This window comes from uncultured Eubacterium sp. (genome assembly GCF_937958975.1).
GTDB lineage: Bacteria > Bacillota > Clostridia > Lachnospirales > Lachnospiraceae > Eubacterium_G.
The window spans coordinates 14,681-27,471 of record NZ_CALGRE010000041.1; the positions used below are offsets into that span (position 1 = coordinate 14,681).

A 12,791-nucleotide genomic window follows, 5' to 3' on the forward strand; every position below is an offset into this window, starting at 1 on the left:
GAAGGAGTTAGCGAGGTTGAAAGATAATCTTTCAACCTTGAATTTATGGGCTAAATAGACATGAAACTATGTTTGTAGAGTTCATTAGGAGGCAAGATTGAGTAATAGAAAGTTATTGTATATTTATTATTATGTAAACGGAAGAAAAGTTAGAAATGTTGGATTTGTAGAATGTAAAGTGAAAGAGGATAAATGTAAATTTAATCTGACATTGAAAATCCCAAATGGTTATCTGGCAGAATATATAAATATTTATTTATATAGATATGGAAGTAAAAAAGGATATAAAATCGGAACAGTAAATCCTCTGGTGGAGAATTGCAGATACAGTGTGACTGTTAATAAAACAGAATTGGAGGAGAATGGGTTTTCGATGGAGGAAATTGCCGGAATATACATATTTAGCAATGAATATGCAGGATGTGAATTTAGGGCTGACGCGGAAGAAGAAAGACAGGCAAAATACAGGGTTCAGTATGTTTGAGTAAATATATAAAAATTAAGGTTGAAGAAGAGCAAAAAGATGAAAGAAAAATATATGAAAGAGGCAATAAAACAGGCAAAAAAAGCATGGGATATAGGAGAAGTACCTATTGGATGTGTTATTGTCTATAAGGATAAAATTATTGGAAGAGGGTACAACCGGCGAATGGCTGACAAGAATACTCTGAGTCATGCAGAATTAAATGCAATAAAAAAAGCGAGTAAAAAACTGGATGACTGGCGTTTGGATGATTGTGAGATGTATGTGACAACCGAACCGTGCCAAATGTGTGCGGGGGCTATTGTTCAGGCAAGAATTAAGAAAGTATACATAGGGTGCATGAATCCAAAGGCGGGATGTGCAGGCTCCATTATGAATCTTTTGCAGGTTGATAAATTTAATCATCAGGTAGAAATTGAAAAGGGGATTTTAGAGGAAGAATGCAGCGCTCTGTTAAAAGACTTTTTTAAAAAACTTAGAAATCATGGTTGACAAAGAAAAAGCCGTTGGGGTATACTTTATTTCTGACAAATAAATATGTTATAACACTTCCGTGTAGCCGGGGAGGTAGCGGCGCCCTGTACCTGCAATCCGCTATAGCAGGGGTGATGGTTTGCCTCGGGTTTATCTTGTAGGGCAGCCCTTTATAAGTGATGTTGACGTCTGGGTCTTATGCAACGGAGTCCTGTGAACCGTGTCAGGTCAGGAATGAAGCAGCACTAAGCAGACCGCTTCGTGTGACATGAGGGCGCCTAGACCGAGTTAACTGTAGAGGTAACGCTTATGGGATATTCACAAAGCAAACCGCACGGATTAATAAACAATGACAATGAGTCATGTATAAAAAGAAAAAGATTCGCATATTTTTGTGCAAACACAAATATGCGAATCTTTTTCTTTTTATACAAATAAGGCGAGGTCTGCGGTTGAGATGAGTAGGAGTGACATCCAGATACACAAGGTTCATTGTCAATGTAAAGTCGGGACAAATTCAAAATGGGGAAATACTAAACGTGGAAAAGATTGTATTTTTATATATTAACTGGTAAAATGTATAAAAGGGGAAATGGTATGATAGATTTAACTATAATTATCACAAAGAACTTTATAACTTGACCGGAAAATCTGTCATATATTAAAAATGATGATATATAGTAGATTTTTCAGGGCAAGTTTTTTTGTATATAAAAGTTTCTAAGGAAGAAGCCAAAAGAGAAAAAAGGAGAGTATAACACATTATATAATATGTTATCAAAGAAGGAAATGAAAAAAGTTTTAAGTATAGTATTAATCATCTGTTTATTTAGTGGTTTGGTATTTACGAATAGCGCTATTAAATATGTCTACGGAAAGGCAGATGATGTTTCGTTAACAACGAATAAAAAGAATATAAAAGTAGAGATAAAATCTGTATCGAAAAAGCAAATTAAACTTAGGTTTATAAATAGTGGGCGTAAAGATTTTACTTTTACTGAAGATTTCATTTTAAAAAAACGTGTTAATAATAAATGGAAAAAAGTAAAATGGAAAAAAGATGTTATTAGGACTCTTACTGCTAAGATAGTGTGGAAAAAAAGTAAGAGTATAGAGAAAGTGAAATGGAAAAGGTTTTTAGGTCATAATCTGTCTAAAGGAAAATATAAACTAAAATATGTTAAGACTGTAAGATTTAGAATTAAGTAAGTTTAGCAGTAAAATGGTAAAAGGTATCTCTATAATGAGGTGTGCTATTCATCGGGAGTGTATGGTGAGTTGATGGGTTTTTACTATCTTAATGTGAGATATTATAATCTGGGGAGTGTATCATTTATCATACAGAACAGTTACAAGGAGAAACAGAATGTTTGTGACACATGGAACTTGCATATATTGTGATGAAAGTCCGATTAATTATGTGAATTCTAGTAGGCATTCAATAGTAGTAATAGGAAAATATGGATTAAGTCAGTGAGATAAAATGAAGAAAATACCCCAAATAGAGACGGAATCAGATAATAATGAGATAATTGACATAAATAATATATCATATTTGTATATATGGTTTTACGATGTATATTTGACATATTCAAATAATCATGTTAATATATACATTAATATTATTTTTAAAGGGGGGAAATGGAGTGAAGAAAAAAATAGTTTTAGCAAGTCTTATTGTTTTAGTGGCTGGATTTACTATAGCGGGAATTGCCACTAAAATTTCAGCAAACAACTCCAAAGAATTAAAAGAAATTTATCAACAAGAAATTGTGCCTAATGAAACAATTACATGTGAGCAAGAAAATGAATATGTAGAATTAAATAATGAATTGATTCAGGCGATGAATGATATAGAGGCAGGAAAAATAAGTCAGGAAGAGTATGAACAAATTTGTAAAAAAATATATAGTAAGGTTAATAATAAACAGAAAGAAAAAAATATAAAGGAGCAAGAGAAAGCGTTTCACGAGAGTGAAGAATAATAAGGGGGAAGACGAATGAAAACAAAAACAACTTCATATATAATCTGCTTAATTGTATCATCTATTATAAGTATGTGTTGTGTATGTAGTGTACAGGCAGAATCATTAACTACAGAAGAAATTAAGTTATATACAGCCCATCCGATGAAAGCTTTAAAAGCGAAAGAGTGTGCTAATGATGCTTTGGAATCAACTAAAAAAAAGTACAAAGAATGTGTTCGTTGGCTAGGTAATGGTGATGCATATCGTCATGCATATTGGTCGGCTCTTATGACCAAAAAAATTGATAAAGATTTTGCATGGAGAGCGGGCTTAGCCCATGAAGGGTTAGGAACAGGATATAATTTTGATGAACAGAACGATGATACTAAGATGGATATTCAAAATAATTATTTAGGTAGACAGTTGGCTAGTTCTAAATCAAGTAAAGGGCTTTCTTGGGTTATTGTTAATGCTTGTTCTACAGGTAGGTTGAGAAGAATTTTAATTTATTCAGGGAAAAAAGGTAAAAACACCCATAAAATTGGAGGTGTTTGGATGAAATATGTAGGTTATTATGTTCCGACAAGCAATGGAGGATTAAAATAGTTACTGCATAAACAAGACGATGAAATAAATGTTGTGTTTTGATATAAATATAGAAAAAATTAGAAAAGTTTTCCAACACCTTGCGTGGAAAACTTTTTTTGTTTATAATAAATCCAAAGGTGCAAAAGGGTGAAGTGCGCCCAAATGAGCATAAAAACGTTTAGAATTGTGCTTTTTATTGTGTTTTCAGTGAATGAAAGGAGAGGTCATGTCTTATACAGCATTATATAGAAAGTTCAGACCTTCGACTTTTGAACAGGTAAAAGGTCAGGACCACATTGTACAGACGTTAAAAAATCAGATTAATGCAAACAGAATAGGACATGCTTATCTTTTTTGCGGAACGCGCGGTACAGGTAAAACCAGTGTGGCAAAGATATTTGCAAAGGCGGTTAATTGTGAACACCCCGTTGACGGAAGCCCCTGCAATGAATGTGATACATGCCGGGCTATAAACTCAGGCGGAGCTATGAATGTAGTAGAAATTGATGCAGCATCTAATAACGGTGTCGATAATATCCGTCAGATTAGAGATGAAATTCAATATTCACCCGCGAATGGAAAATATACCGTATATATTATTGATGAGGTGCATATGTTGTCCATTGGCGCTTTTAATGCATTACTGAAGACGCTGGAAGAGCCGCCGTCCTATGTATTGTTTATTTTAGCGACAACGGAGCCTCATAAAATACCGATAACCATATTGTCCAGATGTCAGCGGTACGATTTTAAGAGAATCACAATTGATACAATTGCTGCGAGACTCTCAGAATTAATGGATAAAGAAGGTATTGAGGTAGAAGAAAAAGCCATAAGATATGTGGCGAAGGCAGCCGATGGTTCTATGCGTGATGCGTTAAGTCTTTTAGACCAGTGTATTGCATTTTATTTGGGGCAGAAATTGACATACGAAAATGTTCTCGAAGTGCTGGGTGCGGTAGACAATGAAGTGTTCAGCAGATTGACAAGAAGTGTAATAGATGGAGATGTTGTTTCCTGTATTCACATATTAGATGAGATGGTAATGCAGGGAAGAGAGCTGGGGCAGTTTGTTAATGACTTTATATGGTACTTAAGAAATTTAATGTTGATAAAAACTTCTGATGGAGCAATGGATGTAATTGATGCTTCGGCAGAACGGATTGTAGCATTAAAACAGGAAGCCATGATGGTTGAGACAGATGTTATTATGCGATACATCAGAGTCTTCTCTGAATTGGCTGGACAGATAAAATATTCATCACAAAAGAGAGTTTTGATTGAGATAGCCCTGATTAAATTAAATAAACCGGCAATGGAAAACGATTCCGGCTCGTTAATGAATAGAATCTCTATTCTTGAGAAAAAAATTGAGAGTGGAGCCATTATTGCAAAAGGGACGGTTGCCAAGAAGGAGGAGGCAGTATCTGAAAAGCCGAAGAAGGTATTTGATAAACCGGTACCGGCGGATATTCAATATGTAGTAGATAACTGGGGAACAGTAAAAAGACATATATCAAGCCCATACAAAACATTTTTGGATAATGCGAGATTTAGCGTTAAGGGCAATGATACTTTGCTTATGGTCTTTAATGCCGGTGATATCAGCTATGAGAGGTGTAATAAGCCTGAAATTATAGAAATGCTGAATAACATCATTAGCGAAGAGATAAATAAACAGGTAAAAGTTGAGATGACAATGCTTGAGGGGAATCAGAATTTTGGAGATTATTTTCAGGAAGTTGTCCTTAAAAAAATAAATATGGAAGTAGTACAGGAGGATTTTTAAAATGGCAAAGAGAGGTGGATTTCCAGGAGGTATGCCTGGTAATATGAACAATATAATGAAGCAGGCACAGAAGATGCAGAAGCAGATGGAGGAAGCACAGGCAGAGCTTGAGGCATCGGAATATACTGCTACAGCAGGCGGCGGAGCGGTCGAAGTGACAATCGCCGGCACAAAAGAAATAACAAAAATAAAATTAGACCCGGAAGTTGTTGACCCGGATGACATTGAAATGTTAGAAGACCTTGTCATGGCGGCAGTTAATGAGGCAATTCGAAAAATGGAAGAAATGTCAACACAGAAGATGTCTAAAATTACCGGAGGAATGGGAGGACTGTTCTAAAAGGTTTTATCTTGATTAAGAGAGGGTAGGACGTTGGATTATTACAGTGGATATATTACAAAGTTAATTGAAGAATTGTCATCTCTTCCCGGAGTTGGTGCAAAGACAGCGGGAAGACTGGCGTTTCATATATTGGATATGCCAAAGGAACAGGTGCAGGATATTGCGGATGCAATGATGAATGCAAAAGAAAATGTAAAATATTGTAAGACGTGCTGTACACTTACAGATCAGGAGGAATGTCCTATTTGCAGCAGCAGTCAGCGCGACCATAAAACGATTATGGTTGTTGAGACGACAAAAGATATGGCGGCATATGAAAAAGTTGGTGAATACAATGGTGTATACCATGTACTTCATGGAGCTATTAACCCGATGGCAGGAATCGGTCAGAATGATATTCGTCTGAAGGAGTTGTTTGAGAGATTAAAGGAGGATGTGGACGAGGTAATTATTGCGACAAATTCCAGCGTGGAGGGTGAAGCAACGGCGATGTATATTAGCAAGGTTGTGAAACCTCTTGGTATTAAGGTCACTAGGATTGCCAGTGGAGTTCCGGTAGGTGGGGATTTAGAATGTATCGATAACGTAACCCTGCTGAGAGCATTGCAGGGAAGAGTTACGGTATAACAGTGAAAAAAGTACAATTGGGAATTTAGAAATATAAATAGGTTGTTGAATTATTAAGAGGAATATAAATGGATAAAAATGAGCAGAAGCTAAAAATTGAAGAATTAAAAAGAGCGATGCACGATAAGGATTTTGACAAGGCTGTGGAAATTGCAGAGGCGTTAGATTTAAAAAAAATTAAAGATAATAATTTTTTATGTCTTATGGCAGATGCGTACGAAGTGAATCATGATTATGATTCGGCGAAGAAGGTTCTTTTGGCTGCATATGAGAATACAAATACCGGACGTCATATTGCGTATAAACTCTGTCTTTTGTCAATTAAGACAAAGGAGTTTGCGCTTGCAAGGGATTATTATGAGGATTTTATTGAGATGGCGCCGAGAGATACATCTAGATATGTTCTGAAATATAGAATGGCAAAAGCACAGGGAAAACCTATAGAAGAATTGATTACTATTCTGGAAGAATATGTGAATCTCGATATGGAAGAAAAATGGGCATATGAGTTGGCTAAACTCTACGATGAAGTAGAAGATAAAGAAAAGTGTGTCGATATTTGTGATGAGATTAGTCTGTGGTTTTCTGAGGGAAAATATGTATTTAGAGCAATGGATTTAAAGAAGAAATATAGTCCTCTTACTCCTGTACAGCAGGAAAAATACGATGAAAATAAAAGAAAAGTAAAAGCGGAAAAAGAAGGTAAAAAAGAAAAAAAGAGAACTCCGTTTGAAGTAAATCTTGATATGATTCAGGATATTCCGGAAGTGAAAATTGAACCACAGATTGCTGACGAGGATATTCAGGCAGTAGTAGCGGATGGGATGAAAGAAATATTTGAGGAAAACGAAGATGTCGCAGAAGAATTAGAGAAAATAGATGAAAAGCCGACAGAAAAAGCAGACGAAAACTTTGGTGAAACGAAGATTTTTGGAAACAATGCCGGTGAAATGGAAGAAATTATTTTCCAGCCGGACGAGAGTGAGGAGCAAGAGGTGATTGAAACGGAGGTTCCGTTAGAAGTGATAGAGGAAGAAGAGGTTGAAATCTTACCGGAACAGTTGGAAAATGAGAAAGAAGAAGAATTTGCAGAGAAAATAAATGATATTGGCGGAGTTGCCGATATTTTGAGACAATTGCAGTCACGGGGAATATTAAAAGCAGAGACTGTAGAGCAGGCGGTAAATATTATAGATGAAGCAAGTGGGGGGAAAGAAGAGCCGGAACATGGTACAAAGATAAATGAGACATTAAAAGAAAAAGAAAATGAAGAACCGGAGTCTGTTGCAGAAATTAGTGACGAAGAGAAAAGTTTGAAAGATGAAACAAATGAGGAAATCAATGAGACACCGGTTGAGTTAAAGGAAGAAATTTCTTTAGATGAAGAGATAAATGTCACACAGAGGTTTGAGATTCCAAAAACGTTTGTGGATGACAGGAAAGATAATGAGGAGCAGCCTTCTGTAGGCATAACAGAGGAGAAAGATAAAACAGAAGATTCTGAAGTTCCAGTGTTTGATTTGTCTTTTGAATCTGCTGTGAATCATGAAGTCGGGGAAAATATTGTTATAAGTTCGAATTTAAAAGTAAAGGATAATCCTTCTGCAAAGATTGAGATTATTGCCGGAGCCGGAATTGTTGAAGAAGGAAAACTGGAAGAAAAAACTGAAAGTCAGCAAGAGTTAAAAGAGGATGTTGCGATAGAAGAAAATAAAGAAAGTAATTTACCGGAGCAAAAACAACCTGCTGTTCATGAAGTTGTATCTCTGAAACAAAAATTAGAGGAAAATAGTTTTGCAGATACAAAAGAAGACCTAAATGAAGAGGGATTGGATATCGAGCCGAGAATTGTGCTGACAGACGAAGAATTGACAACTTTTAAAAACTATTTAAATGTAGAAGGTTTTGAATCTAATATTAAAGATGTTCTTCAGGAATTAATTACAAACTATACCCCAAATGGAAAATCCTCAGAGGGGAATATCATCATTATGGGGAATGAAAAGACAGGAAAGACAACGCTTGCGATTGAAATAATTAAACTGGTAAATAGTAAGAGAGGCAGGAGAAACAGAAAACTGGCAAAAATAAATGCGGAAGCTTTGAATCGAAGAGGTTTTCGAAATGCATTAAATAAGCTGCTTGGAAGTGATTTAATTATTGAAAATGCTGAAAAACTGGGAGCCATGACTTTAAGTGAAATTATTGACGTATCAGGTATGTTTACAGATGATATGTTGATTATATTAGAGGGTGAGACAGATGGAATGGAAAGAATATTACAAGAATCTCCACGAGTTTCACAGGTGTTCAATCATGTTGTTAGAATTAGAGAATATGATATTAAGGAGTGGGTTGAATACGGAAAGAATTATGCAGGTCAAAAAGGATATCGTTTAGATGAATTGGCAAATCTGGCATTTTATAAGGCGATTGATGATTTCTTTGGCACGAACAAAGGTATTGGCAGAAATGATGTCGAGTCTATTGTCGATGAAGCAATTGCCAAATCAGGGCGTCTGGGAAGAAAATTGACAGGCATCTTCTCATCAAAGAAGGATGATGAAGGTTATGACATATTGATGGAATCAGATTTTAATGTTTAACAGGAAAGGAAGAAGCAATGGAAAATTTACAGCTTGCGAAAATTGCAAATGAAGTAAGAAAAGATATTGTCACAGGACTTCATAGTGCAAAGTCCGGACATCCGGGCGGTTCTCTATCAGCAGCAGATATGGTGACTTATCTTTACTTTGAAGAGATGAATATTGACCCGAAAAATCCAAAGAATCCGAACAGAGACAGATTTGTATTGTCAAAGGGGCATGCAGCACCGGTTCTCTATAGTGTACTTGCAGAAAAAGGGTATATTCCAAAGGAAGATATTACTACGCTCCGCAAACCCGATTCATATCTTCAGGGACATCCGGATATGAAACATACACCGGGTGTGGATATGTCGGCCGGTTCTTTAGGACAGGGAATTTCTACAGCAGTGGGAATGGCTCTTGCAGGAAAGCTGGACAATAAAGAATATAGAGTTTACACAATGGTTGGAGATGGTGAAATTGAGGAAGGACAGGTCTGGGAAGCAGCTATGTTTGCAGGTCACAGACAGTTGGATAATCTTGTAGTGATAGTAGATAATAACAATTTGCAAATTGATGGAACGATAGAAGAAGTTTGCTCTCCATATCCTATTGATAAGAAATTTGAGGCATTTAATTTTAACGTTGTGGTCATCAATGGACATAATTTTGATGAAATCAGGAATGCATTAAACTGTGCAAAAGCTGTAAAAGGAAAGCCTACTGCAATCATTATGAATACTACCAAAGGAAAAGGTGTATCATTTATGGAAAATCAGGTGAACTGGCACGGTGCAGCACCGAATGACGAGCAGTTTGCCATAGCAATAAAAGAATTAGAGAAAGCAGGTGAAGCATTATGTCAGAAGTAAAGAAGATTGCGACAAGAGAGAGTTATGGAAATGCTCTCGTGGAACTTGCGAGAGAACATGATGATTTGGTTGTGCTTGACGCTGACCTTGCAGCAGCTACAAAAACAGGCATTTTCAAAAAAGAATTTCCACAAAGACATATCGACTGTGGTATTGCAGAGGCCAATATGATGGGAATTGCCGCAGGTTTATCCACATGTGGTAAGATACCTTTTGCCAGTACCTTTGCAATGTTTGCGGCGGGAAGAGCTTTTGAACAGATTAGAAATACAATCGGTTATCCACATCTCAATGTAAAGATTGGAGCAACTCATGCCGGTATTTCCGTGGGAGAGGATGGAGCAACCCATCAGTGTAATGAGGATTTGGCACTGATGAGAACAATACCGGGAATGACGATTATTAATCCTTGTGATGATATTGAGGCTAAGGCAGCGGTAAAGGCTGCGTATGAGATGGAGGGACCGGTATATCTGAGATTTGGACGTTTGGCTGCACCGGTTATACATAAAGAAGACTATCAGTTTGAAATCGGAAAAGGAGAATTGATGCGGGAAGGCAATGACGTTACAATTGCAGCTACAGGTCTTATGGTTTCTTTTGCACTGGAAGCAGCCGAGAAGTTGGCTTTAGATGGTATTGATGCAGAAGTGATTAACATACATACAATCAAACCTTTAGATGAAGATATTATTGTACATTCAGCAAATAAAACGGGAAAAGTGGTTACGGTAGAAGAACATTCTGTTATCGGTGGTCTTGGAAGTGCAGTATGTGATTGTCTATGTGAAAAGTGCCCGACATCTGTTACGAAAATTGGCGTACAGGATGTGTTTGGACATTCCGGTCCGGCATTAGAACTGTTAAAGGAATTTGGGCTGGATGGAGAGGGTATTTATACCCAGGTTAAAAATATTATGAAGTAAATGTTATTGAAATAATTCAAATATAACATAAAACGAATTATTTAAATAAAATGATTTATTATATTAACCTTAAGATTAAGTAAATTAATTTTAAGGTTAATATTTTTAGTAAACAAGAAGGAGTTATTGCAATTCATAATTTAAATGCTATACTAATCTTTGTTGAACGAAATGCAAGGGAGCAGACGTTATAGTCTGACTCCCTTTTTGTATTTCAAAAATTAATTAGGACTGAAAGAATGGAGGAAAAAATTATGACAGAGGAATTAACAAGCGCAATTGAGAGTGCAGCAAGTGTGCCTTTCGCCATATGGTTTTTGATTGGTGCAGCACTGGTATTCTTTATGCAGTGTGGATTTGCAATGGTAGAGACAGGGTTTACCAGAGCAAAGAGTGCAGGTAACATTATTATGAAAAACTTAATGGACTTTTGTATAGGTACTGTCGTATTTATTATTTTAGGATTTGGACTTATGATGTCTGAAGATTATGTGGCAGGAATAATTGGTCTCCCAAATCTGGGAATATTTACAAATTATTCTAATTTTGATTATTCCAGTTTTGTATTCCAGTTAGTATTTTGTGCGACAGCGGCAACAATCGTTTCCGGTGCAATGGCAGAGAGAACAAAGTTTAGCGCTTATTGTATTTATTCTGCTGCAATCAGCGCAGTTGTATACCCAATTGAAGCAGGATGGGTTTGGAATTCACAGGGATGGCTTGCTCAGTTACATTTTGTAGATTTTGCAGGTTCTACAGTAATTCATATGGTAGGCGGTACTGCAGCTCTAATTGGTGCTATTATAGTTGGACCGCGTATTGGAAAATATAGTAAGACAAAAGAAGGAAAGACAAAATCAAATGCAATACCGGGACATTCATTAACACTTGGAGCCTTAGGCGTATTTATTCTTTGGTTTGGTTGGTATGGATTTAACGGAGCGGCTACAACGACGGTTGAAAGTTTAGGTTCTGTATTCCTTACAACGACAATTGCAGCGGCAGCAGCAACGTTTGCTTGTATGATTTTTACATGGATAAAAGATGGAAAGCCTGATGTTGGTATGTGTCTGAATGCATCTCTCGCAGGTTTGGTTGCAATCACGGCGCCTTGTGCATCCGTAGATGCAGGCGGAGCTTTAGTGATTGGTCTGGTTGCAGGTATTCTTGTGGATTTAGTTGTAGAATTATTAGATAAAAAGTTACATATAGATGACCCGGTAGGAGCTGTTGGTGTTCATATGGCAAATGGTATCTGGGGTACTTTAGCAGTTGGTTTATTTGCAACAGGTAAAGGCGAGGGAGCATTTGTAGACGGTTCTTATTATGCAGGTTTATTTTATGGAGGAGGTTTGAAACTTCTTGGTATTCAGGCGCTTGGCATGATTACTATTGTATGTTATGCGACAGTAATGATGACAATTGTGTTCCAGATTATTAAGCATACAATTGGACTGAGAGCTTCAGCGGAGGATGAAATACTCGGTATGGATATCTCAGAGCATGGTTTATCATCAGCATATGCAGACTTTATGTCAACAACACCTTCTTACAATGGAGAGGTTGCAGATGCAGTGGATGTATCAGATATTAAGCCGGTTAAGTTGGCACTCGGTGCAAAGGCAGAAGGTAAGTTTACAAAAGTCACAGTTATCTGTCCGGAAGACAAGTTTGGTGTACTTCGTGATACTATGGCAGCTATCGGTGTTACTGGTATGACGGTAAGTCAGGTAATGGGTTGTGGTGTTGAGAGAGGACATCTTGGAAGATACAAAGGTGTGCCAACAAGCATGAATCTTTATCCAAAGGTACAGGTTGATATTGTAGTATCAACAGTAGACCCGGGACTTGTCGTTGCGGCAGCCAGAAAGGCAGTTGGAACAGAACACAGAGGTTCAGGAAAGATTTTTGTAACAGATGTAGAAGACGTTATGAGAGTTCGTACCGGAGAAATGGGGTATGGAGCATTAACAACAGAAAAATAATACAAGGTAATTGAAAGTGATATTTAGAACTTTGTTCTTAAATATATATTTACTTAATCTCATGAAAAAAAGGCTGGTGGTAACACCAGTCTTTTTGACTTGTTTATTATGTGACAGCAACAAAAGATAAGTTATTTATGATATAGTA

The 12,791-nt window shown here is 36.7% G+C and carries 12 protein-coding genes and 1 other RNA gene; all 13 read left to right on the top strand.

The features are described from left to right. Positions 1–97 precede the first annotated feature (97 nt). Positions 98–484, top strand: a complete 387-nt coding sequence (locus tag Q5O86_RS07025; protein ID WP_302626430.1) for a hypothetical protein — start codon at positions 98–100, stop codon at positions 482–484. 39 nt (positions 485–523) lie between these two features. Beyond that, positions 524–976, top strand: coding sequence for a tRNA adenosine(34) deaminase TadA (gene tadA, locus Q5O86_RS07030; RefSeq protein ID WP_302626431.1), 453 nt, complete (start codon positions 524–526; stop codon positions 974–976). Between the two features lie 59 nt (positions 977–1,035). After that, an RNA gene (ffs, locus tag Q5O86_RS07035) (signal recognition particle sRNA large type) lies at positions 1,036–1,296 on the top strand. Positions 1,297–1,747: 451 nt separating this feature from the next. Then, positions 1,748–2,167, top strand: coding sequence for an immunoglobulin-like domain-containing protein (locus tag Q5O86_RS07040; protein WP_302626432.1), 420 nt, complete (start codon positions 1,748–1,750; stop codon positions 2,165–2,167). Positions 2,168–2,604: 437 nt separating this feature from the next. After that, positions 2,605–2,943 carry a hypothetical protein gene (locus Q5O86_RS07045; protein ID WP_302626433.1) on the top strand — a complete coding sequence of 113 codons (339 nt, stop codon included), beginning with the start codon at positions 2,605–2,607 and terminating at the stop codon, positions 2,941–2,943. 15 nt (positions 2,944–2,958) lie between these two features. Then, positions 2,959–3,531 (top strand): hypothetical protein, encoded by a 573-nt coding sequence (locus Q5O86_RS07050; protein ID WP_302626434.1) that lies wholly within the window; start codon positions 2,959–2,961, stop codon positions 3,529–3,531. 208 nt (positions 3,532–3,739) lie between these two features. Then, complete coding sequence (gene dnaX / locus Q5O86_RS07055; protein WP_302626435.1) at positions 3,740–5,302, top strand: DNA polymerase III subunit gamma/tau; 1,563 nt, start codon at positions 3,740–3,742, stop codon at positions 5,300–5,302. A 1-nt stretch (position 5,303) separates the two neighbouring features. Then, the gene (locus tag Q5O86_RS07060) at positions 5,304–5,642 is read left to right on the top strand and encodes a YbaB/EbfC family nucleoid-associated protein (RefSeq protein ID WP_302626436.1); all 339 of its coding nucleotides are present in this window, start codon (positions 5,304–5,306) and stop codon (positions 5,640–5,642) included. Between the two features lie 33 nt (positions 5,643–5,675). After that, positions 5,676–6,272 carry a recombination mediator RecR gene (gene recR / locus Q5O86_RS07065; protein WP_302626437.1) on the top strand — a complete coding sequence of 199 codons (597 nt, stop codon included), beginning with the start codon at positions 5,676–5,678 and terminating at the stop codon, positions 6,270–6,272. Positions 6,273–6,340: 68 nt separating this feature from the next. Beyond that, positions 6,341–8,878, top strand: a complete 2,538-nt coding sequence (locus Q5O86_RS07070) for a lipopolysaccharide assembly protein LapB (RefSeq protein WP_302626438.1) — start codon at positions 6,341–6,343, stop codon at positions 8,876–8,878. 17 nt (positions 8,879–8,895) lie between these two features. After that, on the top strand, positions 8,896–9,732 hold the full coding sequence (locus Q5O86_RS07075) for a transketolase (protein ID WP_302626439.1): 837 nt from the start codon (positions 8,896–8,898) through the stop codon (positions 9,730–9,732). Continuing rightward, positions 9,720–10,658, top strand: a complete 939-nt coding sequence (locus Q5O86_RS07080) for a transketolase family protein (RefSeq protein WP_302626440.1) — start codon at positions 9,720–9,722, stop codon at positions 10,656–10,658. Before Q5O86_RS07075 ends, Q5O86_RS07080 begins: the two co-directional genes overlap by 13 nt. Before the next feature lie 254 nt (positions 10,659–10,912). Continuing rightward, positions 10,913–12,643 (top strand): ammonium transporter, encoded by a 1,731-nt coding sequence (locus Q5O86_RS07085; RefSeq protein ID WP_302626441.1) that lies wholly within the window; start codon positions 10,913–10,915, stop codon positions 12,641–12,643. Positions 12,644–12,791: the final 148 nt, after the last annotated feature.